Annotated in this window: 17 protein-coding genes, 1 tRNA gene and 1 other RNA gene; 9 read left to right on the forward strand and 10 right to left on the reverse strand. The window is 63.6% G+C overall.

Annotated features, from left to right (window positions below):
• Positions 1-6: 6 nt before the first annotated feature.
• From HNR05_RS11240 to HNR05_RS11260, 5 genes are all read right to left on the reverse strand, one after another.
• Positions 7-783, reverse strand: coding sequence for an electron transfer flavoprotein subunit beta/FixA family protein (locus tag HNR05_RS11240; protein WP_179579094.1), 777 nt, complete (start codon positions 781-783; stop codon positions 7-9).
• A 143-nt stretch (positions 784-926) separates the two neighbouring features.
• Complete coding sequence (locus tag HNR05_RS11245) at positions 927-1,988, reverse strand: aspartate-semialdehyde dehydrogenase (RefSeq protein WP_179579095.1); 1,062 nt, start codon at positions 1,986-1,988, stop codon at positions 927-929.
• Between the two features lie 61 nt (positions 1,989-2,049).
• A complete protein-coding gene (locus HNR05_RS11250; protein WP_179579096.1) occupies positions 2,050-3,363 on the reverse strand; it encodes an aspartate kinase in 1,314 nt (437 codons plus the stop codon).
• 138 nt (positions 3,364-3,501) lie between these two features.
• The gene (recR, locus tag HNR05_RS11255; protein ID WP_179579097.1) at positions 3,502-4,101 is read right to left on the reverse strand and encodes a recombination mediator RecR; all 600 of its coding nucleotides are present in this window, start codon (positions 4,099-4,101) and stop codon (positions 3,502-3,504) included.
• Between the two features lie 3 nt (positions 4,102-4,104).
• Positions 4,105-6,588, reverse strand: coding sequence for a DNA polymerase III subunit gamma and tau (locus HNR05_RS11260; RefSeq protein WP_179579098.1), 2,484 nt, complete (start codon positions 6,586-6,588; stop codon positions 4,105-4,107).
• Positions 6,589-6,823: 235 nt separating this feature from the next.
• On the opposite strand from HNR05_RS11260, the gene HNR05_RS11265 reads away from it, so the two are divergent.
• Positions 6,824-9,592 (forward strand): InlB B-repeat-containing protein, encoded by a 2,769-nt coding sequence (locus HNR05_RS11265; RefSeq protein WP_179579099.1) that lies wholly within the window; start codon positions 6,824-6,826, stop codon positions 9,590-9,592.
• 20 nt (positions 9,593-9,612) lie between these two features.
• On the opposite strand, the gene HNR05_RS11270 is transcribed toward HNR05_RS11265, so the two are convergent.
• The 4 genes from HNR05_RS11270 to ffs all read right to left on the reverse strand — a co-directional run bounded on the left by HNR05_RS11270 (position 9,613) and on the right by ffs (position 14,661).
• Positions 9,613-11,061 carry an FAD-dependent oxidoreductase gene (locus tag HNR05_RS11270; protein WP_179579100.1) on the reverse strand — a complete coding sequence of 483 codons (1,449 nt, stop codon included), beginning with the start codon at positions 11,059-11,061 and terminating at the stop codon, positions 9,613-9,615.
• Between the two features lie 184 nt (positions 11,062-11,245).
• A complete protein-coding gene (locus HNR05_RS11275; protein WP_179579101.1) occupies positions 11,246-12,367 on the reverse strand; it encodes an acetate/propionate family kinase in 1,122 nt (373 codons plus the stop codon).
• A 4-nt stretch (positions 12,368-12,371) separates the two neighbouring features.
• The gene (pta, locus tag HNR05_RS11280; protein ID WP_179579102.1) at positions 12,372-14,477 is read right to left on the reverse strand and encodes a phosphate acetyltransferase; all 2,106 of its coding nucleotides are present in this window, start codon (positions 14,475-14,477) and stop codon (positions 12,372-12,374) included.
• A gap of 87 nt (positions 14,478-14,564) precedes the next feature.
• Positions 14,565-14,661, reverse strand: an RNA gene (ffs, locus tag HNR05_RS11285) — signal recognition particle sRNA small type.
• Between the two features lie 233 nt (positions 14,662-14,894).
• Between ffs and HNR05_RS11290 the strand changes: the two genes are divergently transcribed.
• Positions 14,895-14,982, forward strand: a tRNA-Ser gene (locus HNR05_RS11290).
• 81 nt (positions 14,983-15,063) lie between these two features.
• On the opposite strand, the gene HNR05_RS11295 is transcribed toward HNR05_RS11290, so the two are convergent.
• Positions 15,064-16,068, reverse strand: a complete 1,005-nt coding sequence (locus tag HNR05_RS11295) for an ROK family protein (protein WP_179579103.1) — start codon at positions 16,066-16,068, stop codon at positions 15,064-15,066.
• A gap of 63 nt (positions 16,069-16,131) precedes the next feature.
• Between HNR05_RS11295 and HNR05_RS11300 the strand changes: the two genes are divergently transcribed.
• The 7 genes from HNR05_RS11300 (at position 16,132) to HNR05_RS11330 (ending at position 25,063) form a co-directional block, all read left to right on the forward strand.
• Positions 16,132-16,983 carry a UTRA domain-containing protein gene (locus tag HNR05_RS11300; protein ID WP_179579104.1) on the forward strand — a complete coding sequence of 284 codons (852 nt, stop codon included), beginning with the start codon at positions 16,132-16,134 and terminating at the stop codon, positions 16,981-16,983.
• A gap of 46 nt (positions 16,984-17,029) precedes the next feature.
• The gene (locus HNR05_RS11305) at positions 17,030-18,328 is read left to right on the forward strand and encodes an ABC transporter substrate-binding protein (RefSeq protein WP_179579105.1); all 1,299 of its coding nucleotides are present in this window, start codon (positions 17,030-17,032) and stop codon (positions 18,326-18,328) included.
• Positions 18,309-19,232 (forward strand): carbohydrate ABC transporter permease, encoded by a 924-nt coding sequence (locus HNR05_RS11310; RefSeq protein WP_179579106.1) that lies wholly within the window; start codon positions 18,309-18,311, stop codon positions 19,230-19,232. Before HNR05_RS11305 ends, HNR05_RS11310 begins: the two co-directional genes overlap by 20 nt.
• Positions 19,229-20,128 (forward strand): carbohydrate ABC transporter permease, encoded by a 900-nt coding sequence (locus HNR05_RS11315; RefSeq protein ID WP_179579107.1) that lies wholly within the window; start codon positions 19,229-19,231, stop codon positions 20,126-20,128. The genes HNR05_RS11310 and HNR05_RS11315 overlap by 4 nt, the downstream gene beginning before the upstream one ends.
• 2 nt (positions 20,129-20,130) lie before the next feature.
• Positions 20,131-21,246, forward strand: coding sequence for an SIS domain-containing protein (locus HNR05_RS11320; RefSeq protein ID WP_179579108.1), 1,116 nt, complete (start codon positions 20,131-20,133; stop codon positions 21,244-21,246).
• 2 nt (positions 21,247-21,248) lie between these two features.
• On the forward strand, positions 21,249-23,354 hold the full coding sequence (locus HNR05_RS11325; RefSeq protein ID WP_179579109.1) for a glycoside hydrolase 5 family protein: 2,106 nt from the start codon (positions 21,249-21,251) through the stop codon (positions 23,352-23,354).
• A gap of 86 nt (positions 23,355-23,440) precedes the next feature.
• Positions 23,441-25,063 carry a hypothetical protein gene (locus HNR05_RS11330; protein WP_218868878.1) on the forward strand — a complete coding sequence of 541 codons (1,623 nt, stop codon included), beginning with the start codon at positions 23,441-23,443 and terminating at the stop codon, positions 25,061-25,063.
• Positions 25,064-25,066: the final 3 nt, after the last annotated feature.

A 25,066-nucleotide genomic window follows, 5' to 3' on the forward strand; every position in this document is an offset into this window, starting at 1 on the left:
GAGCTCCTAGACCAGGCGGTTCGCGACGAGGTAGTTGACCAACTGCTCGGCTGCATCGCCGTCATCGACAATTTTGGTGCCGGCGGTGCGAGCCGGGCGCTCCGCGAGCGAGATCATGATCGAGCGTGGCGTCGTCGTCTCGCCAGGGTCAACTCCGAGATCGGTCAGGCTCAGCATCTCGTAGGGCTTCTTCTTGGCGGCCATGATGCCCTTGAAGCTCGGGAAACGTCCGTCGGGCAGGCTCTCGGTGATCGAGACGACGGCGGGGAGCGCAGCCGAGATCCGCATCGCGCCACCATCGGTGGCGCGCTCGCCCGAAACGGTGTCTGCCTCAAACTGCACCGACGTCAGGTTCGTCACGGCGGGCACTCCGAGGAGCTCGGCAATCATCACGCCGAGTACTCCACCCGACCCGTCGGTCGACTGGTTGCCGGTGATGACGACATCGAACCCGATCCGAGTGATCGCTGCAGCGAGCACTTCCGCCGTGAGGCCGAGGTCGGCACCGACGAGCGCCTCGTCGAGGATCTGGACGGCGGAGCCCGCCCCCATCGCCAGGCCCTTCCGAAGTGTGGCCTGCGCCCTCTCCGGTGCAAGGGACAGCAGAACGACTTCGGCGTCGGGGTTTCCGTCGGCATAGCCGAGCGCCACTTCAAGCGCGCGCTCGCAGATCTCGTCGAGCACGTTTTCGCCCTCAGCACGCTCGGCCAGGCCGGTCGCTGGGTTCAGCGTGCGGTCGCCATAGGTATCGGGTACTTCTTTGACCAGGACGATCAACTTCATCGTTATCTCCTTAAACCGCCTGACCCCCAGGTTAACCCGAAGTCAACCCAACAAGCAAGCGGACGCTTGGTATGTCTGCAGGTGGTGTGCATCCCCGGCCCGTCGATGGCGGTTCAACCCCGTGCCGCCGCGGTCGAACGGGCTCAGCCGGCCAGAAGGTCTGCAGCGACGAGCTCTGCAATCTGCACGGCGTTCAGCGCCGCACCCTTACGCAGATTGTCGTTGGTGATGAAGAGCGCCAGACCACGACCATCCGGTGCGCCCTCATCCTGACGGATACGACCGACAAAGCTGGCATCCTGGCCGGCGGCCTGCAGCGGGGTCGGAATGTCCGTGACAGTCACTCCGGGAGCGCTCTGCAAAAGCTCGGTGGCGCGTTCGGGCGAGATCGCGCGGCTGAACTCGGCGTTGATCGAGAGCGAATGACCGGTGAAGACCGGCACTCGTACGCAGGTTCCGCTGACCCGGAGCGACGGCAAATCAAGAATTTTGCGCGACTCGTTGCGTAGCTTCTTCTCTTCGTCGGTCTCGTTCGAACCGTCGTCAACGACCGAGCCGGCCATCGGAATCACGTCGAAAGCGATCGGGCGGGCGTAGATCGTCGGCTCGGGAAGCGTGACGGCAGTGCCATCGTGCACAAGATTCAGCAGATCGGCGTCGTTGGCTACGGCACGCACCTGGCGCACCAACTCTTCGGCACCGGCGAGGCCGCTGCCGGAGACGGCCTGGTAGGTGCTCACGGTGAGCCGTTCGAGACCGGCCTCGTCGTGGAGCACCTTGAGCACGGGCATCGCTGCCATGGTCGTGCAGTTCGGGTTCGCGATAATCCCCTTCACGGCCAGTTTGATCGCTTCGGGGTTGACCTCGCTGACCACCAGCGGGACGTCGGGATCCATGCGCCAGCCCGACGAATTGTCGATGACCGTCACGCCGGCCGCGGCAAACCGCGGAGCCTGAGCCTTCGAGAGGGTGGCCCCGGCCGAGAAGATTGCGACGTCGAGATCTCCGATGTCGGCCGTTGCGGAGTCTTCGACGACGACATCCGTGCCCTTCCAGGGCAGAACCTTTCCGGCTGAACGAGCCGAGGCGAAGTATCGAATGCTCGCGACGGGAAAGTTACGCTCTTCGAGCAGGCGACGCACCACGGCACCGACCTGTCCGGTGGCTCCGACGACGCCGATATTGATTCCTGCGGTGCTGGTCACGTGCTTCCTCACTTACATTTCTACGTTCTGGCAAATTCCGAAAACTGCGACGGGCCGGTGATTAGCGGCCGGTGCCGCCGTGCACTTCGGCGACGTCGTCAGCGTCGAGGCCGAAGGCCGTGTGCACCACGCGCAACGCGGTGTTGACCGTATCGGCACGGGTGACGACCGAGATGCGAATCTCACTCGTCGAGATCATCTCGATGTTGATTCCCGCGTCCGAGAGCGCCTCAAACAGCTTGGCCGAGACACCCGAGTTCGTGCGCATGCCGGCGCCGACGAGAGCGAGCTTGCCGATCTGATCGTCGTACTGCAGCGATTCGAAGCCAGCCTCGCTCTTCTCGGCCTCGAGCGCCTGAAGCACACGGTGGCCGTCGTTCATCGGAACCGTGAAGGAGATGTCGGTGCGGCCGGTCACTGCGGACGACACGTTTTGCACAATCATGTCGACGTTGGCGTTGGTCTTCGCGACGATCTTAAAGATCTGGGCGGCCTTGCCGGGAATGTCCGGCACGCCGACGATCGTGATCTTGGCTTCGCTCAGGTCGGCGGCGACTCCGGCGATCATCGGGTTTTCCACGTCAGTCTCTTCTCTCTTCGACACTGTGCCGTCGGCGTTCGGTGTGGCGCCTTCGGAGCTTTCCGGGTTGTAAACGATGGTGCCCTCGTTGTTGTTGAACGAGGAGCGAACGTGCAACACCACATTGTGGCGACGCGCATATTCCACGGCACGAATATAGAGAACCTTGGCGCCGTTTGCGGCGAGCTCCAGCATCTCCTCGCTCGTGATGCGATCGATTTTGCGCGCGCGGGGAACGACGCGCGGGTCGGAGGTGTACACGCCATCGACGTCGGTGTAGATCTCGCAGATGTCGGCCTTGAGGGCGGCGGCCAAAGCCACCGCCGTCGTGTCGGAGCCGCCACGGCCAAGGGTCGTGATGTCCTTGGTGTCGCGGTTGAAGCCCTGGAAGCCGGCGACGATGACAATGGCGCCGTCGTCGAGCGCTTCGCGCAGACGTACCGGGGTGACGTCGACGATGCGCGCAGAGCCGTGCTGCGCGTCGGTGATCATGCCCGCCTGGCTGCCGGTGAACGAGCGAGCGTCATGACCCATGCTCTTGATCGCCATGGCGAGCAGCGCCATCGAGATGCGCTCACCCGCGGTGAGCAGCATGTCGAGTTCACGCGGGGCCGGAATTGGCGTGACCTCGTGCGCGAGGTCGAGCAGTTCGTCGGTCGTGTCGCCCATGGCGCTCACGGCGACGACCACGTCGTGGCCGGCCTTTCGGGTTTCAACTATGCGCTTGGCAACGCGGCGAATACCTTCAGCATCTGAGACGGATGATCCGCCGAACTTCTGCACGATCAAACTCACGTGGCGCTCCTGGGGTTGGGAAGTCCGAGCGAGGCTCGGACTTCCATCCTAAATGCTGGCATATTCCCTGCCGGCCATGTTACAAAGCCCTCAGTTTGGGCAGATCAGCCGATCTGGGCCCGTTTATCGTCGGGGCGCTCAGGCTCCGACGACGCGACGACCTTCGAAGGCGCGACCGAGGGTCACCTCGTCGGCATATTCGAGGTCTCCGCCGACGGGCAGCCCCGAGGCGAGTCGGGTGACCCTGATCTCGAGAGTGTTCAACAGCCGGGAGAGGTAGGTGGCGGTAGCTTCACCCTCAAGGTTCGGGTCGGTGGCGATGATGACTTCGTGCACTGTGCTGTCGGCCAGTCGCTGCATGAGTTGGCGAATGCTCAGGTCATCGGGGCCAATGCCATCGATGGGGCTGATTGCACCGCCGAGCACGTGATACAGACCCCGGAATTCGCGGGTGCGCTCGATCGCCACAACATCTTTCGCCTCTTCGACGACACAGATGAGCGAGGGATCGCGGCGCGGGTCTCGGCAAATGGTGCAGGTCTGCTGTTCTGACACGTTTCCGCAGATCGAGCAGAAACGCACTTTCTCGCGCACCTCAAGCAGCACATTGGCCAATCGGGTCACATCGAACGTTTGCGTCTGCAGAATATGGAATGCGATACGTTGCGCGGACTTCGGGCCGATCCCGGGCAGGTGGCCCAGCTCATCGATCAGCTCTTGAACAATTCCTTCATACATGGGTTAGTCGCCTCGGGGTCGGGGGGCAGAGTTGTGCGGCTGCTCTTCGAGGAATGTGGCACCGAGAATTTCGCGCACCACCGATTCGCCGTAGCGCTGCTTCTCGCCGAAGGTGGGGGCGGATGCCCGTGGTGTTGTTTGGCGGGGGGCCTGAGTGGGTACTCCACTGGGTGCCTGGCTCAAGTCTGGTCCCGACGCAGCAGCAGAAGTCGACGGCGCCGACCGCTGCGACAGCGATTCGTTCGAATCCGGCGCTACGAAACGGTCGGTGGGCGGCTCAGTCTCGGGCGGAACATCGTCGTCGAATGGCGGTGGCTCATCGTCGAATGGTGGCACCGAGTCCGAGTGTGGACCGGAATAGACCGGGGGCGCCGATCTGTCCGCCGGCATCGAGCCCGATTGTGCGGCCGCGGGAGCGTCGGAGGTCGCGGCAGCCGTTGCTGCAGGAGCAACCTCTGCGGGAGCGGTCGATGCACCAGATCCGGGGATAGCCACCGTGGCCCAGCTCCCTGCGCCTGCAGTTGCGGCTGCGGCTGCGGCTGCGCGTGTGTCTCTGCCTCCGGTGGCGCCGACCGGCGTGGGACCAGAGCGCGCCGAATTCGGAGCCGGCGCGGAAGCCACCGGGACTGAAGCTGCGGGTGCGGAAGCCCCGGCCGATCCGTCTACGGTCGGCGTGGGCAGCGGACCACCCGACGCCGCGCCCTCGACCGGCCGTCGCGTCGCCGCCGCGCCAGCGTCGGAACCCACGATGAACTTCACACGGAGGCCCAGCACATCGACGATTGCGGTGCGCAGGTAGTCGCTCACGCCGCTGCTCGTGGGCTGTTTCTGCTTGAAACTGGTGACGTCACCGTCGCTCGGGAACGACATCACCAGAATGTCGTCGTTGCGAAGCTCCAGCACGCTGGCCGTGAGTACGACGAGCCAGGCGCTGAGCTTGGCCGTCTTCACGGCCTCGAGAATTTCTGGCCAGGCGTCCTTAATCTGCTGCAGAGTAACGGGGCCGACCGGTTTCGGCGCGGTTCGCATCGCCGCTGGAGCCTCTGGTGTCGCAGTCGGTCCCGTAGCGGCAGCTGCGGCTGGTACTGCGGTCGCCAGAACAGGAGGAATTGGCCCATTTGGGGCGTTTGTTCCTGTTGTGACGACGCCGGGGGCGGTGTGCGCGGCCTGGACCGGCGCAGACGCGCGAGCAGGATCAGGCGCAGGCTGAACCGGGGCCGCCTGAACGGGCGCCGGAACGGTGCCCGAACCGGACGAACCGAACGCACCCGTCGCACGCGCCACATCCGTCGCATCCGCCGAGCCCGCCGCGGGCACCCCATCGACGCCGATCCGGCGCTCGAGGCGTTCTACCCGGGCGAGCGCGCCACGGGTTGAGTCGTCGCTGGCTGGAATAAGCACGCGTGCAATCATCAGTTCGAGGTGCAGGCGCGGCGAGGTCGCACCGCTCATCTCGGTCAGCGCGGAGTTCAGGATGTCTGCGGTGCGCGACAACTCGGCGGCACCGAACTTGGAAGCTTGCACCGCCATTCGGTCGATGTCGTCTTGCGGCACGCCGCGCAGCACCGCGGCGGCAGCCGACACCGAGGTCGCGGCCACGACGATCAGGTCGCGCATGCGCTCGAGCAGATCTTCGACGAAACGGCGCGGATCTTGCCCCGTCTGAATGACCCGGTCGACGGCGTCGAAAGCGGCTGACGAGTCGCGCGTGGCGATGGCATCGATTGCCTCGTCAAGCAGGGCAGCGTGCGTGTAACCCAGCAACGCGACGGCACGCTCGTACTCGACGGAGTTGTCGACCGAGCCGGCCATGAGCTGGTCGAGCAGCGAGAGGGTGTCGCGCGGCGAGCCTCCTCCGGCCCGCACGACGAGGGGCAGCACGCCGGGCGCCACCTGCACACCCTCTTTCTCGCACATCTCCTGCACATATTCGAGCATCTGCGCCGGCGGCACCAACCGAAACGGATAGTGGTGGGTGCGCGAACGAATAGTGCCGATCACTTTGTCGGGTTCGGTCGTCGCGAAGATGAACTTCACGTGTTCCGGCGGCTCTTCGACGATCTTCAGCAGAGCATTGAAGCCCTGCGGGGTCACCATGTGCGCCTCGTCGAGGATGAAGATCTTGTAGCGGTCACGAGCGGGAGCGAATATGGCGCGCTCGCGGATGTCGCGGGCGTCATCCACACCGTTGTGGCTGGCCGCATCGATCTCGACGACGTCGAGCGAGCCGCTACCGTCGCGGGAGAGCTCGACACAGCTCGGGCAAACACCGCACGGGGTGTCGGTCGGGCCTTCTGCGCAGTTGAGACAGCGGGCCAAAATGCGCGCCGATGTTGTCTTGCCACAGCCGCGCGGGCCGCTGAAAAGGTAGGCGTGATTGACCCGATTGGTACGCAGGGCAGTCATCAACGGATCGGTCACTTGAGACTGACCGATCATCTCTGCAAAAGTCTCTGGCCGATAACGGCGATACAGGGCTGTAACCACGGCTCAATCGTAGTCGGCGCCGCTGACAGAGCGCCCGAGTGTAGTCCGAACGGGGCTTCCCCTTCAATGGGTGACGAGACTAGCGAAATTCACCCCTGGTTTGGGGGATCGAAACTCCCTTATACCGAGCATTTCTGTCCGCATTTCAGAGGACAGTTCCTTATCATTTAGTTCTGACTCACGTTGTGCATGGTCGTTCACGTTGCATCGGGGGCTTCGACACTTGGGGGAATCCATGACCACCGCTCATCCGCGCGCGCGCACCATGCAGCTTGGCGCTCTCGGCACAGCCACTTTTCTGGCGGCGGGGCTCGCGCTCGTTCCCGCGCTGCCGGCGATGGCCGCTCCCCTCACTGCATCCGTGAGCACTGCCGCCGAGCTGGATTCCGCGCTCCTTGCCTCTGCCGGCACAAGCACCACAATCACCCTCGCCAATAGCATCAGCACCCTGGGGCTTGCGGTCCCGTCGACGGGCACGGTGACCGTGCAGCTCGGTGCCTTTAGTCTGACGTCGACCCGCCCGTGGGATGGGGTGAGCGAAGGCGCCGGCTTCGAAGTGGCATCCGGAGCAAGCCTCACGGTGGAGGGGACTACCGGGACGTTGAGTGCCATCGGCGCCCCCGGTTCGGCAGGAATCGGCGGCTCGAGAGGCCAGGATGCCGGCACAATCGTCATCAAGAGTGGAAACGTCATCGCCAAGGCTCGCCCGGGTGGCGGGGCGGCCATCGGTGGAGGAACCGGCGGGTCCGGCGGGTCGACCACGATTCGTGGCGGCACGGTCAAGGCAACAGTGGACAACTTCGGGTCGGGTATCGGCGGCGGACGAAACGGAGCGGCTGGCACAATTCTGATCAGCGGCGGCACCGTCACCGCGGTCGGCAGCCTCTACGGCGGCGCAGCAATCGGCACCGGCGAAGTCGACCCTGCGGCATCCGCTACCACCCGGTCGGGCGGCAGCATCACGATCTCCGGCGGAACCGTTCTTGCCGACGGACACGGCATCTATTCCCCCGGCATCGGCGGTCGAGGCGGGGCAACAGGGCCGACTCCGCTGACCATCCACATCTCCCAAGCGGATGCCGCCGTACCAACCATTGTGGGTTCCAACCCCGGGCATGACGGGACGTCGATCGGCGGCGGAAGAAACGAACCCGGCGTCGCTGTCACCATTGGTGTCGGCGCAGTTGTCAGGCTCAACCCGCACTTTTCCTACACCGGTTCCGCGATCGGCGGGTCGGGAACCGCGTCCTCGCAGTTCGGCACCCTGTCGAATGCAGGAGAACTGCGCGTGACGCCGGGCGCCACGATGACGATCCCGGTGGGTGCCCTTGTCACCAACACCGGCGGGCTGATGGGTGCCGGCGCGATCGTGAATCACGGTGTTATCGTGACGAGCGAATCGGTGTCCAGCATTCAAGGCACGACCATCAATACCGGCATCATCGTGAACACCAAGTCCTTCACCCGCTCCGCAACCAATGGCGTGCCTCTGACGTATCTTCCGTCGCTGACATTCGATCGCAATGATGGCTCAACGCCGGCTCAGATCATGCAGCTCTTTGCGCCGAGTCTGGCCGTGGGGTCTGCCGACATCATCGCCGGACCGCTGTTGAACGCGGTGGTGCAGTCGCCGACGCGAGCCCATCACACGTTCGCCGGCTGGGCGACAACTGCGGCCGGCGGAATTCTCTGGGATCCTGCTACAGCGATCACGGCATCACCGACCATCTACGCCCAGTGGATCGCTGACAGCTATACCGTCAGCTTCAACAGCCAAGACGGAACCGCGGTCGCTGACACAACCGCGACCCACGGCGGACTCATCACCGAACCAGCCGCGCCAACCCGCCCGTGCTACACCTTCGCCGGCTGGAGTACCACACCCGACGGCACACCGTGGAACTTCGCAACCGACACCATCACCGGCCCGACCACCTTCTACGCCCAGTGGGTTATCAACAGCTACACCGTGAGCTTCGACAGTCAAGGCGGAACCGCGGTGGCTGACACAGCCGCGACCCACGGCGAATTCCTCACCGAACCAGCCGCGCCGACCCGCACCAACTACACCTTCCTCGGCTGGAGCACCACACCCGGCGGCACGCCGTGGAACTTCGCAACCGACACCGTCACCGAACCGACCACCCTCTACGCCCAGTGGGTGATCAAGAGCTATACCGTCGCCTTCACCAGTCAAGGCGGAACCGCGGTCGCTGACACAACCGCGACCCACGACGCACTCCTCACCGAGCCAGCAGAGCCGACCCGCACCGGCTACACCTTCGCCGGCTGGGCAACAACCGCACCGGGCGGAACGCCGTGGAACTTCGCAACCAACACCGTCACCGAACCGACCACCCTCTACGCCCAGTGGACCGCCGACAGCTACACCGTGATCTTCACCACCCACGGCGGAACCGCGGTCGCTGACACAACAGTGACCTTCGATGGACTCGTCACCGAACCAGCAGAGCCGACCCGAACGGGCTACGCCTTCGCCGGCTGGAGCACCACACCCGGCGGCACACCGTGGAACTTCGCAACCGACACCATCACCGGACCAACCACCCTCCACGCCCAGTGGACCGCCGACAGCTATACCGTCAGCTTCAACAGCCAAGACGGAACCGCGGTCGCTGACACAACCGCGGCCCACGACGGGCTCCTCACCGAACCAGCCGCGCCGACCCGCACCGGCTACACCTTCATCGGTTGGAGCACCACCCCCGACGGCACACCGTGGAACTTCGCAACCGACACCATCACCGGACCAACCACCTTCTACGCCCAGTGGACCGTGACGAGCGTCGTGCCGCCGACGCCCGACGTACCGACTGCTGCGCCGACTCCGCCAACGACCGTCGTCGTGCCGATGTCCAACCCACAGAAGGCTCTCGCGAGCACCGGTAGCGACACCGGTGGCGCCCCGTGGCTCGCCCTCGGCCTCATCGTCGCCGGGATGCTCGGTCTTGCGTGGCGTCGCACCCGTCCCGCCCGGGGCTAGCAGCTCCCGGGGCTAGCAGCTCAGCTGCCGAGCGACGGCATCGGCAGGCCGAACGTCTGGCGCAGGGCCAGGCGTGCGGCATGGAATCCGCCCATACCGTGCACACCGGGCCCCGGCGGAGTCGCGGCCGAGCAGAGATAGAGCCCGGGCGCCGCGCGCCACGGCTGCGAGGACATGACCGGCCGCGCAAGGAGCTGCGCGAAGCTTGCCGCGCCGGTTGCGATATCGCCGCCGATCAGGTTCGCATCCGCTCGCTCCAACTCGGTCGCCGGGGTGGCGTGACTGGCCAGGATCACATCGCGAAAGCCTGGCGCGAACCTTTCGATCTGTGCGGTGATCGGTTCGGTCATGTCGCGGTCAGAACCGGCCGGAACGTGGGTATACGCCCACACCGTGTGCATCCCTGCGGGTGCCCGGGTGCAATCGAACAGACTCGGCTGCGACACGAGCACATAGGGCGACCGAGCATACTGACCGCGCGCCACCGCGCTTTCGGCCGCTGCCACCTCGGCACGCAGTCCCCCGATATGAACGGTTCCCGTGCGGCTGAGATCGGCGTTCGCCCACGGTACCGGCGCGGTGAGCGCGAAGTCCACCTTCGACGCGGCATTACCCATTCGAAATCGCAGCAGAGCGCGCAGATACGACGGATCCAGCCGCTCCCCGGCAATCTGCGCAAGCTGTCGGGCCGAGGTGTCGAAGAGCACGGCACGCGCGGCCGGCAATTCGTCAAGTGATTCGATGCGATGCCCGGTCTCGATGACGCCGCCGTGCGCCTCGAAGTCGGCTGCCATCGCATCCGTGATCGCCTGCGAACCTCCGACGGGAATCGCCCAACCGACGCTGTGCGCCAGCGTGGCCAAGAGCATCCCGGCTGCCCCCGCACCCAGGGTCGCCAGGCGTCCGATCGAATGAGCGTACACACCCGCGAGCATGGCCGGAGCAACGTCACCCCGAAAGCGTAAGCCCGCCAACGGCGACCCCTGCTCGATCGCACGCAGACCGTAAGACAGCGCGGTGAGTGGATGCGTCGGGAGCGGCAGCAGGGGGGACGTCACGAACTCGGCGACCCGCTGCCCGTTGTCGACAAGGGGCTTCAGCAGGCGCAACCAGGCTGCTCCGTCAACACCCAGGCCGTCGGAGGTGCGAGCCAGATCACGCCAGGCGATTCCGGCCTGGCCCCCGTCGAGGGCATGCCCATAGGAAACGTCGGGCACGACGAAGGGAACGCGCTTCTCGATGCCGAACTGCTGAAAGAACGGCGAGGCGAACGCCATAGCGTGAACCGCAGAACCCCAGTCGTGCCGAAAACCAGGCTCGGTGAGTTCGAGGGTTCGCGCGCCTCCGCCGATGCTCTCCTCGGCTTCGAATACCCGGACGGAAAGCCCGGCGCGGGCGAGTACAACGGCGGCGGCCAACCCATTCGGCCCGCTGCCGACAATTACGACGTCGATCACGGCGTCACTCACAGCGTCACGGCCGACGGTTCGCGGTTCGCCTGTGCATCCACCCTGCCAGCTTAGGGTTTGCCGGCCGGCTGCGTCCGGTGCCACCCTCACACGGCGCTGACGGCGCCCGTTATCCCAGTTCCGGTCGAGTTCATCCCGCACGCTGGGGAAACTTGACCGCAACGGGCGAACTCGGCGAAACGAGTCAGACGATCGACGCCACCTGGCGCGCGATCTCAAGCTCTTCGTTCGTGGGAATCACCATCACGGTGACCGGGGCGCCGACCGGCGAGATCACCCGAGCGGCCTTCGACGCCAGCTCGTTGCGATCGTTGTCGATCATGATGCCCAGGTGCTCGAGTCCGGCCAGGGCCCGGCGCCGCAGCAATCCGTTGTTCTCCCCCACGCCTGCCGTGAAGACCAGCGCGTCGAGCCCTCCGAGTTGGGCGTAGTAAGCGCCGATGTAGTGTCGGATGCGGTGTCGCCACACCTGCAGCGCCAGCTCGGCATCCTCGTCTCCGGCGATCGCCGCAGTCTGTACATCGCGCATGTCACCCGAGCCGGTCAACCCGAGTAGCCCGCTCTCGCGGTTGAGCATCACATCGAGTTCGGTGATCGACATGCCGGCCGCACGATTCAGGTGCACGAGCACCGCCGGGTCAATGTCGCCCGACCGCGTTCCCATCACGAGTCCCTGCAACGGAGTCATCCCCATCGAGGTGTCGATCGACTTTCCACCGTCGACGGCGGTCGCGGATGCCCCGTTGCCGAGGTGCAGCACAATCGTACGCAGCGACGTCAGCGGCTTGCCGAGCACAATCGCCGCCTGCTCAGAGACATACTTGTGCGAGGTGCCATGGAAACCGTAGCGACGCACCTTGTACTCGTGGGCGATCGCCTTCGGAATCGCGTAGGTGTAAGACTCGGGTGGCATGGTCTGGTGAAAGGCGGTGTCGAAGACGGCAACGTGCGGCACATTCGGTAGTGCGGCACGAGCCGCCCGGATGCCGAGCAGATTGGCCGGGTTGTGTAGCGGGGCCAGACGGGACAGAGCGTCGATCTCGCGTTCCACCTCGGCGGTGATCAGCGTCGGTCCGTCGAAGTCGCTTCCACCGTGCACGACACGGTGTCCGACCGCGAGCAGGTCATCGATGTCGCCGAGCTTCGCCAGAACGACGGCCATTCCCTCGGCATGGTCGGCGATGAACGAACCCGGCTCGCCGATGCGCTCGATCAGGCCCGTCATGAGGGCCTTCTCGGTGTCCAGATCGATCAACTGGTACTTGATCGACGACGAGCCGGAGTTGACCACGAAGACCGTGCTCATCGGCTCAGTCCTCCTGCGCCTGGATCGCGGTGATCGCCACGGTGTTGACGATGTCCTGCACGAGTGCTCCGCGCGAGAGATCGTTGATGGGCTTGCGCAGTCCCTGCAGCACCGGTCCGATCGCGACGGCGCCGGCCGAACGCTGCACGGCCTTGTATGTGTTGTTGCCCGTGTTGAGGTCGGGGAAGATGAACACTGTTGCCCGACCGGCCACCTCGGACAGCGGCATCTTCGATGCGGCGACGATGATATCCGTTGCCGCGTCATACTGAATCGGACCTTCGACCAGCAGATCGGGGCGCCGCGAGCGCACGATCGCCGTGGCCGTGCGCACCTTGTCGACGTCGACGCCCGACCCGGATTCCCCGGTCGAATAGGACAGCATCGCCACGCGCGGTTCGATGCCGAACTGCACGGCCGTTGCGGTGGAGCTGATGGCGATGTCGGCGAGCTGCTCGGCATCCGGGTCGGGAATCACGGCACAGTCCCCGTACACGAGCACGCGGTCTTCGAGCGCCATCAGGAACACGCTCGAGACGACCTTCACATCGGGCTTCGTCTTGATGATTTCGAACGACGGGCGGATGGTGTGCGCCGTCGTGTGCACCGCGCCCGAGACCATGCCGTCGGCCAGGCCCAGGTGCACCATCATGGTGCCGAAATACGACACGTCGCTCACCTGCTCACGCGCCTGCTCGAGCGTGATGCCCTTGTGAGCGCGCAGTCGGGCATATTCCTCGGCGAAGCGCATCACGAGAACCGGGTCGTATGGCGAGAGCACCTCCGCCTTCGAGAGGTCGAGGCCGAGCTCGATGGCCCGCGAACGCACCTCAAACGTCTCGCCGAGAATCGTCAGATCGGCGACCTCGCGGGCAAGCAGCGTGTGCGCAGCACGCAGGATGCGGTCGTCGCCGCCCTCGGGCAGCACGATGCGCTTGCGGTGTGAACGCGCGCGTTCGAGCAGCCCGAACTCAAACATCAGTGGCGTGACTACCTCGGTGCGGCTGACCCGCAGCAGGGCCAGCAGCGCGGATGCGTCGACGTGCTGCTCAAAAAGTGCCAGCGCCGCGTCGTATTTGCGTTGAGAATCCGCGGCGAGCTTTCCACGCGTGCGCGTGATCGCCACGATCGTGTCGTAGGTGCCGAGGCCCGTGCGAATGATCGGCAGCGTCTGCGGCAGACCGTCGAGCAGGCGTTCGATCGGCTCGGGAAGCTCGAAGCCGCCGTTCAGCACGATGCCGGCAATCGACGGGAAGGTGCCGGATGTCTGGGCCATCATGGCGGCCAGGAGCACCTCGGTGCGGTCGCCGGCGACGACGAGAACCGCACCCTGGATGAGGCGCGGCAGCACATTGACCATGCTCATCCCGGCCACGACCACGCCGAGCGCCTCACGGGCCAGCAGCTCGGGGTCGCCCTTGATGAGCGTGCCCTGCGTCGCCTTCATGATCGATTCCATGCTCGGAGCGATCAGATAGGGATCCTCCGGAATCACCCAGACGGGCACACCGGGTTTCGCGTCAAGGATCGCGTCGCGCACGGCATCCTGCTGGGTCGCATCCGCTCGGTTGGCAATCACGGCGAGCAGTGTGGCGTGCGCCGCAGTGAGTTCGTGCACGGCCAGTTCGGCGATGTCGTGCATGTGGGCGGGGCTGCGCGGATCGGCCTGACCCAGGCGTTCACCCGACACCTGGCTGGAGCGTCCGCCGAGAACGAGCAACACGGGGGCGCCGAGGTTGGCCGCGATGCGGGCGTTGAAACTCAGTTCGGTGGGGCTTCCGACATCGGTATAGTCCGAGCCGACGATGACGACCGCGTCACACTGGGCTTCGACGGCCTTGTAGCGTTCAACGATCCGAGACAGCGCGGCATCCGCGTCTTCGTGCACCTCGTCGTAGGTGACGCCGATGCACTCGTCGTAGGCGAGGTCGACGCTGTCATGACCGATCAGCAGATCGACGACGTAATCGCGTTCGGCCGTCGAGCGGGCGATGGGGCGAAAGACGCCGACGCGCTTGACTTGATGGGAGAGGGTATCGAGGGTCCCGAGGGCGACGGTTGATTTGCCGCTGTGTCCCTCGACGGACGTAATGTAGATGCTTCGTGCCACGTGTCTACGTTATCGTCGCCGCCATGCGCGCCTGCACACCCAGCTACTTCTCAGGGCTGGTTCAAAGCTCACGGCCCCGATGGGCAAAATAATGACTCCTCGCGCACCTGCCAGAGCCCGGTTACCCTTGCTACGTTTCCGTCCTGGGGGAGTTGGCCTGGATGACACCACACGAGGAGCCGTTCCTCAGTTTAGGTGACGAATCGTTCGCTCCAAAATCAGGGCATGCTTGCGTGTCGCGCCTGGAGCATCCGACGGCCAACGCGGAGCACGAAAACAGCACGTGAGCTCGAAAGCAGCCGGCGCGCTGCTCCGTCCGACCGTTATCCGAAAGCGCTGTGCGGGCCGAGCGTCCGCACGGGCCGTCAGAAACAGGTAGGATTCTTCGAGGTCGTTCCCTTCGGGGAAGGTTCAACTGGAGAATTCGCCTAGTGGCCTATGGCGCACGCTTGGAAAGCGTGTTGGGTGAAAGCCCTCGGGGGTTCGAATCCCCCATTCTCCGCCAACGAAATGCCCAACTCCGGTTGGGCATTTCTGCGTTAATGGCATCCACTCACCCGGGATGAGCGTGTATTCCGCGCCTGTGTCACGAATTCTCAGCGCGTACCTGTGACCACGCGGCAAGCGCCGCCCCCAGGAGCACGCCGTCGTCGCCGAGCGAGGCAGCAACAACCTTCGCTGTTGAGCCGGAAGGCATGAGGGCGTTCTGTTGGATGGCCGAGGCGGCCTCGACGATCCAGTCGGGATGCGCTGCCGCAACGCTCCCGCCGATGACAATGAGCTCCGGGTTGAAGATGTTGGTCACATCCGTTGCCCACGAACTCACCGCGCTTTTGGCTCGTGCGAGAATGGCGATCGCGAGAGGGTCCCCGCCGTGTGCGGCTCGATCAACATCTAATCCGGTGAGGTGACCACCATTCTCGGAAATCAGTGCCGCAAGCCCAGTAGCACTCGGGTCGGCCGCACCTGAAAGCGCCGCTGACGCGAGCGCCGGTCCCGACGCGATGGCTTCGATGCAACCACGGCGTCCGCACCCGCACATCGGCCCGTTGGGTGAGACGACCACGTGGCCGAGTTCCCCGGCAGCGCCATTATGGCCAAGCAGCAGACGATCGTTGTCGATTATCGCGCCCCCGACACCGGTGGATATCGTCAGATACACGAAAGAGGACGACCCCCGTGCGGCGCCGTAGCGCTGCTCGGCGAGAGCCGCGGCGTTGGTATCTCGTTCAACAACCGTGCGAAGCCCGGTGAGTGTGGTGAATTCGGCACCGAGTTCCACGTTGGCGAGGGCATTACCGGTGTTCGGCGGCACGAAGGTCACGCCTGTTTCTCGGTCTACTGGACCAGTGACACCAACGCCCACCCCCTTGAACGCGGCCGAGTGGCCTATGCCTGCGAGGGCCTCCTCGCACTCGGCGAGAACGGACCTCCACACACTCCTGACCTCCTCGATACTCCCGGTTGAGACGGTTGCCGCTCGTGCGGAGGCCACGATGTCGCCGGCTTCCGTGACGGCAGCCGCACGCGTCCAGGTGCCGCCGATGTCGACGGCGAGGACGGAATCGTGAGTGCGCTTGACAGGGTTCATGCACATCACCATACTTCATTATAAGATTCAAACGCTATAACATTATAAGTAAGTGAGGCAGTCGTGAAAGAAAACACAGCGGCGAAAGTAAACACAGCGCATTCGGGTGCTGCAAAGGCGTCCCCCGAGAACATGCGCGCTTTGATTGCCACCCCAACCCACGGTGGTTTCGTTCCGCTTCACCACCAGGTCTATGCGGCCCTCAGCGCGTCGCTCGATAAGGGTGAGTGGGCGCCGGGCGACCGGATGCCGACCGAGAGCGACCTGGCCCAAACGTTTGAATGCAGTCTCATCACCGTGCGGCGAGCGTTGGATGAGCTCGTCCGGGAACGCCGCATCGTCCGAATGCGCGGAAAGGGCACCTTCGCCTGCACTCGGCCACTCGAGCGTGACCTGGCAGCACTCACCAGCTTTACGGACGAGATGCGAGCCCGCGGACTGAATCTTCAGAACAAGCTGGTGGACGCACGACTCTCCGAGGCGTCCTCGCTCGTCGCGGACCATCTCGGTATCGAACCCGGATCCGCGGTGTATCGAATCGAACGAGTGCGCCTGATCGACGGTGAACCTTTGCTGTTGGAAGAGGTCCAGATTCCGGCGCACCTCGCACCGGGGCTTTTGGAGACCGGCATCGGCGAGGGCTCCCTGTACGACATCCTCGCGGATGTGTATGGGCTCGAACTCACTCACGGGCAGGAGACACTCGAGCCCTCGCTGCCGAGCACGCACGAGGCAGCATTGCTCGAGCAAGACCGTCGCGCTCCGGTTCTCTTATTGGAGATGGTTTCTTTCACCAAGGACGATATTCCCGTCGAGTACTGTCGCAGCGTTGTGCGGGGCGATCGTGCGCGATACCGCATCGAGATCCGACGCCAACGCGCGGGACTTGCGCTCGTGACGAACCCCGACGACTGAACCTCAGATCGATCACCCGACCGACCACGAACAAAGGAGTTTGCAGTTGAAGAATTCGAATGATAAACGCCGGATGATCACCGCAGCCGCTGTGATCGCATCGCTCGTCACCGCGCTATCCGGCTGTGCCGCATCCACCCCGTCCGGCGAGAACCAGTCGGTGACGGTGTGGGACTACTACGGCCAATCCACACCACTCAAAGAAGCACTGAAAAAGTTCAGCGCGCTTCATCCCGACGTGAAGGTGAACTACCAGGCCTTCGACTACGAGACCATGCAGGACAAATTCTCGGTCGCTGTGTCGTCAGGCAATGCGCCCGACCTGGCCACCATCGACATGACCTGGGTGCCCGGCTATGCCGCTAACGGCGTACTGTCTGACCTCGCTCCGCTCTCCGGCGGAAAGCTCAACGGTGAGGATTTCGCCAGTCAATACAACGCCGGAGCGAATCAGGCCATGACGTTCGAGGGCAAGACTGTCGCTGCAATGTACGACTTTGACGCCTATGCGCTCTACTACCGCAAGGACATCCTCGACCAGAAAGGAATCCCGGTTCCGACGACGTGGGATGAAATGGTGGATGCCAGCCAGGCGATGGCCGAAGATACCAACAACGATGGCAAACCCGACAAATATGCGTTGCAACTCCTGCCCGACACCTTCCACTTCGATCAGCTCCTTCTTCAAAATGGGGGTTCGATCCTCAGCGAGGACAACACGAAGGCAGCATTCAACTCGACAGCGGGCATCGGGGCAATGAACTACCAGACTCGCCTGTTGAAGTCAGGCGGGGCCATTTACTGGGGCAATTCAGAGGGCGACTCCTCCGGGCTAGCCGGAATCAAGGACGAGAGAATCGGGATGTTCTTGAACGGGCCCTACATGATGGGGATCCTCAAGGACGGTGCGGCCTCACAGTCGGGCAAATGGGCCGTCGCCCCGTCGCCGATCTCCAAGACGCAAGGCAGCTACCTCGGCGGGACAGGGCTCGCGATACCCGCAAACGCCAAAAATAAATCGGGCGCCTGGGAACTGGCCCAATTCCTTCTTCTTCCGGAACAGCAACAGTTGGTCTACACCGCCGCGGGAGCAGCGCCGGCCACGCTCGCCGGACTCGCCCAGCCGGCACTCCGCGAGCCCGACCCCTATTTCGGTGGCCAGGTTCCGTTCACCATCTTCCAGGATGCGATGAAGACCGCGACATCGTTCCCTTACGTGGCGAACTGGTCGAGCATTGATTCCACGCTCACCGACGCATCGACCGCTGTGCTGTTGGGCACATCCTCGTCTGAAAAGGCGCTCTCCGACGCTGCCAAAACCGTCGATGCTGCTCTCAGCCACTAAGGCGCTGCCGACCACGACGGCTCCTTCAGAGCGTCCGCGGAAAACGCGGCGTGACGCTCTGCGCAGATACGGGCCGGCCCTCCTTCTGGTCAGCCCCGCCCTTGTCGCCACTGCCATCTTCTTCTTCATTCCGATGGGCTTTTCGCTGGTCTACAGTTTCACCCAGTACAACGGCATCACGGACCCGCAGTGGGTCGGGTTCGCGAACTACACGGATTTGTTCATGGATCCGCTTTTTCGCACTGCGTGGCTGAACACCATCCTGTTCGCGCTGATCACGATGACAGTCGGCCCAGCGCTGGGGCTGGCGTCGGCTCTCCTGCTCAATCGTCAGATTCGCGGTCGGGGGTTCTTCCGGGCTGCCTACTTCATCCCCGTCACTATTTCGCTTGTCGTCGTGGCGACCCTTTGGAAGATGCTGCTGAACGAACGAGGACTCCTCAATGCCGCCCTCGCAACGATCGGGTTACCCGGGCACGACTGGTTATCAGATCCGGCCACAGCACTCCCCGCTGTCGCCGTGGCCAGCATCTGGCAAGGTTTTGGATTCGAGACCGTGATCTTCCTCGCCGCACTGCAAACGGTCCCAGCGGATCTCTACGAAGCGGCCAAGATCGACGGAGCCGGAGCCTGGAGGAGCTTTCTTGCCGTGACTCTGCCCGCGTTACGGCCCACTACTCTGTTCGTCTTCGTCGTCGGAGTGATCGGTGCATTCCAAGTCTTCGACCAGGTCTTCGTGATGACCCAAGGAGGCCCGATCGGATCAACCACAACCGTCGTGTACTACCTCGTCGACAGATTCCGCGCACTCGACCTCGGCCACGCCTCCGCCTCCGCGTATGTTTTGGTTCTCGTGCTCGGTGTCGCCTCGATCGTACAATTGCGGCTGGGCAGACGAGCATGACCACCACGACTGAGCGGTCCGCGCACGTCGAGACCATCCCCACCATGCCCCGACGGAAGGCTTCGCCTCGCCGACAGTGGCTGGTCTATCTGACGTTGTTCGTGACGGCAGGATTGATGCTGCTTCCGGGCATCTGGGCCGTGAGTACCTCACTCAAGCGGCCGGAAGATGTCTTCAGCCCCGGCTCGGGTCTTATTCCGAATCCGATCACGTTCGACGCCTATCGGGATGTGTTCACGCTGATCCCGTTTGGCACCTATCTGACGAACAGCGTCGTCGTGACTGTCGTCGTGGTCGTGCTCAACGTGATCTTCGACTCGTGCGCCGCCTATGTCTTTGCGAAACTTCCGTTCCCGGGCCGGTCGATCACGTTCGGGCTTCTGCTGATGACGTTGATGATCCCCATGCAAGTCAATCTCATTCCGCTGTATCGCATGATGGTCTGGGTGCACGGCATCTTTCCTGCTCTGGGTGCCGACACGCTTTCGGGAATCATCGCTCCATCTGCCGTCCAGGTTTTCGGGATCTTTCTGATGCGGCAGTTCTTCCTGTCGATCCCGGACAGCATGCTCGAGGCAGCACGGCTCGATGGGGCAGGTGAATTTGCGATCCTGCGACGAATCGTGCTCCCTATTGCTTGGCCCGCCATCGCAACACTGACAATCTTCACCGGGCTTGCAGCGTGGAACGACTTCTTGTGGCCTCTCATCGTCGCCGGGTCTGACGAATCCCGCACGCTCCCGGTTGGCCTGGCACTCCTCTCACGGAAGAACACGGTCAACTGGCCCGAGACCATGGCGGGCGCTGTCGTCACGGCGCTGCCGATGATCCTCGCCTTCATCTTCCTGCAACGCCGATTCATCGAGGGCCTCACCGCAGGCTCGGTAAAGGACTGACTATGAACACTCAACCCACGACAGCACGACCCGAAGTTCAGCGCGATCTGTTCTTACGAGAGATCACCGACCAGCCGGCGGCCATGCGCGCTGCGGCAGCGTTGCTCAGCTCGCAGGCGGCCGCCTTCGGAGCCATCCGGGACTACTATCGCTCTTCTCTTTCCGGAGGAAAACCGCAACTGGTACTCACTGGGATGGGCAGTTCCTTCGATGCCCTCCAGGCGATGGCCAGCACGCTCGGACGAGTCGGCATCCGAACCACATGCGTTCACGCAGCCGAACTGTTGCACTTCCAAAGCCAAGCCATCGAGGCTGGAGCAACGGTTATCATTGTCAGCCAATCCGGGATGAGCGCCGAGGTAGTGCGCCTCGCCGAGACACTTCACCGTCGAAACGATCTGAACCTCGTCAGCGTCACGAACGGCATTGAGAACCCGCTTTCGCTGCTCTCACACGTTCACCTGAACATGAACGCGGGCGGGGAGCAGGGGCCCGCGACCAAATCGTTCGCCGCAACGATGGTGATGCTGCATGCCGTATCCGGCGCCATCACTCAGGACCTCGAGCTTGAGGATGTGCTCTGTTCTACCGTGCATCTCACCGGCCGCGCTGCCTCCGTCCTGGACGGACTTCTGTTCAGCCCCGAAGGGACAGCAGCACTGCTCGGAGAATGGTACGACGATCGCCCGCGCCTCGTCACGCTCGGGCGCGGTACCGCTCTCGCGACGGCCGAGGTGGGCGCCCTCGTCCTGAAAGAAGCAGCACAGGCCCCAGCCATCGCCCTTGACAGCGCCGAATTCCGTCATGGACCGATCGAGATGGCGGGCCCGGAGTTAGCCGCCCTGATCATCGTCACCGAAGAATCGACAGCGCCATTGGAGACGCGACTCGTTCGCGATCTCCTGGCCGTGGGGGCGTCGGTTCTCACCGTGGGCCGCCCGACCGGAACCGAGAGTCATCTCCGCTACCGGCATCTCGAGATCGAATCCGTCTCCCCGCTGTTGGATGAGGCCGTCGCTGCGGCTCCTGCCCAGCTGCTCGCCTGGATACTCTCGACCAGGCGCGGTGGCGAACCAGGCGTGTTTCGTGTCGGAAACAAGACCACCGTGGAGGAATAGAGATGAACGACGCCCACAAGCCAGCACCTTCCGTTGTCGTGCACCACGAAGGCTCGCACTACTTACGCGCAGGCAACGTCCCATACGTTCCCGTCGGAGCACACTACGTGCCGCCGTCCGGTCCTGACTGGCCCTGGCGGGTCGGAGCGGCAGACTTCGATCAGTCATTCCGAGCGATGGCGGCTGCGGGAATGAACACGGTGCGCATCGACCTCATCTGGGCCGCCATCGAGCCCGCTCCGGGATGCATGGACGAAGCCCACCTCCAGGTCATCGACTCACTCTTCGACGCTGCCGAACGCCACGGTCTGACTCTTCACCCCGCGCTCTTCGTCGGTGGTGAGGTGGGCGACGCGTACTGGGATCTTCCCTGGGCATCAGGCCGCAATCCCCACTCAGACGAGGAACTACTGGTTCTCCAAGAACGGCACGCGGGCGTCCTCGCTCGGCGCTGGCGAGATCGACCGAGCCTCGTCGCCTGGGATCTCACCGACGAACCCCCATTCTGGCTGTTCGCCGAAGACACCTCGGACGATCAGGCGCGCGCGTGGACGGCGCGAATCGTCGCCGCCATCCGTGCCGAAGATCCCGAGCATCTCATTACAGTCGGGACGGCCTCGCAAGAGGTCGACCACGGCCCATTCCGAGCCGACGTCATTGCCCCGCTCCTCGACTTCAGCTGCGTGCACCCCTACGCGATCTATTCGCCTGAGCTCTACCCCGACCGTCTCCTCTCGACACGAATGACTCATTCTGCCGCCTTCGAGACGGCGCTGGCGGCCGGTGCCGGGCGCAAAGTCATGGTGCACGAATTCGGCGCTTCGAGCAATCAGTTCGACCCCGATGCGATAGCAGCCTACGATCGGCTGCTCTGCTGGTCCAGCTTCGGAAGAGGCGCGATTGGCTTCTATGCCTGGTGCTGGACCGACGCCGAACCCGCCGCCTACAGCCGAGCGCCCTATGTGCGGATGCCGCATGAGACTCAGTTCGGCGTGACGGAACATGACGGCACGCCCCGGCCACGTCTCGGTGCGCTGAGCGACCTCGCACGCACACTCGGTGAGATTGATCTTGACGCTTTCGCGAGCAACGGCCCGATGACTGACGCCTTCGTGCCGGTGCCGCACGAGTACGTCCACCCTTATGGCGAGGAATCCTACGGGTTGAGCTCCATGCCGGCGGGCCCGTATCTGCCTGCCGAGCGGGCCTGGTATCCGAACCGCGACGTCAAGCCTCTCGTGCGCGGCTGGCTGAACAGCTTCGTCTTGGGCGCCCGCGCCGGGCTGACCATCGACTTCTGTCGAGAGCAACTCGACGCACGGTGGCCTGAGCTGCCCGTGGCACTCGTCCCCGCACCGCTGACCACGACGACCAACTCGCTTCTGCACGTGCGCACGACCTTCTGGAGTGAGGCGCACACATACGTGCAGGGGGGCGGCACGCTTTATCTGTCCTGCTCTGCGGAAAGCGCTGTCCAGGACCTTGAAGCTCTCTCTGGCGTGTCGATCGTCGACCGCGCTCCGGTGCACGACACGGTGATCCTGACTTTCGTGCAGTCAATTGGGAAGGTGACGGCCGGAACTGAGATTCGGATTCCAGCAGGAAGCGCGGATCTTCACCTTCGCGGCGTCCTCTTCAAGGCCACGGATGCGATTGTCCTCGCTGTTGATCAGGATGGCCGCCCCGCTCTCACCATGGCCAAACGAGGCGAAGGCCACACCATCACGTGCGCGTACCCCATCGAACTTCTTCTCGCTGCGACACCGGATGCGCACTCACCAGACGATTCCTCTTGGCTCATCTACAGCGTGATTCGGGAGATCTCCGGAACGGGAGAGCCTCGAGGAATCGACCACCCCGACGTCACTACCTCGCTGCTCACCGGCCCGTCAGGGGGCCTTCTCTGCATCACGAACCACAGCGGTACGGACATCTCCGACGTCGTTCACCTTCCAGCGACCGCCACGGGCGCCCGGCAGGTGTTCCCGCCTATTCACCACAGCGAAATCGATTCGCCCTCGGCGATCGTTGGCGCCCACAGCGCACTCATCATCTCGTGGCGAACAACAGCAGAGGAACAACAACGAGAAGGGAATTCAACATCATGAAACCTCGGACCGAATCACCGGGTCACACACGACTCACGGTATCCAGATCTGCCCGATGGGTAGCCGCGATACTCGCCGTGGGAGTTGTGTCGGCCAGCGCCCTCGAGGGCGCTCCCAGCGCGCATGCCTTCGGCGGGGCCCTGACCGTGAGCTTCTACGATGCGACAGGTGCGGCGCTTTCGGGACAGTCCGCATATGACCTCGCACGAAATAAAGCGGACAATCTGAGTAACGGGTATGCAAACAAGGTTGTGACGGCGCTCGTGAACCCGACCACTCTCGAGGATCTCAACCCGGGCAACGCTCCGCTCACGCCCACGATCAACGCAACCAACCTGACATTCGCGCTTCCCAGCGCGAGTGCCGCAGCGGTGGCGATCACCTGGCCGACATCCTCGAGCCGCGGCTACTCGCAGGTGACTCTTGACAACGGCGGTGCGGGCTTTGGCGCCTCCGCCACGGTGAACTTCACGTACCAAGCCGCTCGCGATCTGAAAACGCGGTTCGATACTGCGCTCGCAACGAGAAGCTCCGCAACACCCACGTTCGTGGCGAGTGCAGCATTCACCTCTGCCCAGGCCCAGCTGACAACTGACTATTCAACGATGATGGCCGCTGCAACTGAGAGCGCTCGGGGGAAGTACGGGTGGACGGTGCTCGGCGATATCCATAGTGCATACGACATTCTCCTCAAGGATTATGGACAGCAGCTCGCCAAGTACAAAGACGAGAACTCACTCGGCAGCCCCTGGCTCGGGACGACTTTCGATGACGCCACCAGAAGTAATACGAACACGATCCTGGGATATGCCCAGACTGCGACAACCCCCACGGGTGTCACAGCCAACCCGCAGTATGGCTGGGTACGGATCGTTTTCGATATTGGCACCACACCGGCGGATTACGACGCCGCGGTCAAGAACGCACACGCAAAGAAGCTCCTCGTGATGGGAATGCCGTTCGACTCGACATCCGCACGAGCCTGCCTCCCGGTCTCCTCTCCCACCCACTGCACGCCGGCCGAGTATCAAGCACGTTTCAAGCTGTACGTGGATCATTTCTCCAACAACTCGAACGCCGCTCTGAATATCGACGCGTGGGAGGTGGGCAATGAGATCAACGGCGAGTGGATCGACACCAATCCATCCACCGGTGTTTACAGCTACGGCTCCGGGCACATAGCCACGAAAGTAGCGGCGGCAGCAGACTACGTGCACGCTCACACCGCCGCATCCACCGTCGGTACGCTCTACTGGCAAGTTGCGACGAGCAACTATCCGTTGAACTCCACATTCACGTGGGCCACGAATAACCTCATCGCTACTGGTTACGCCAGCAAGCTTGACGTGGTGCTGCTGTCGACGTACATCGAGGATGCCCCGCTCGGGACCGGATTCGATCAGGCGATGACAGCGTTAGCGACGATGTTCGGAAGCACACCGATCGGGCTGGGCGAATTTGACTACTTCTACACCGACACGTCTCGGTATTTCTGGTCGCTCACGCACCTGAACGCCAGTTCCACTCAAGCAGCGGCTGGAGCTGCACGGCCGGCTCTGGCCACCCAGTACTACTCCGCGGCGCTGGCGTATCCAACGAGTGTGGGGGGCGGATTCTGGTGGTACTTCCAGGAGGAAGCGTCCGGAACGGCCGGGAGCAATCTTCGAGCTGCGATCAAGGGAGTCGCTGACGCAGTGTATTTCGGCTGATCA

Origin of the sequence: Leifsonia psychrotolerans (assembly GCF_013410665.1) — a bacterium.
Lineage (GTDB): Bacteria > Actinomycetota > Actinomycetes > Actinomycetales > Microbacteriaceae > Cryobacterium > Cryobacterium psychrotolerans_A.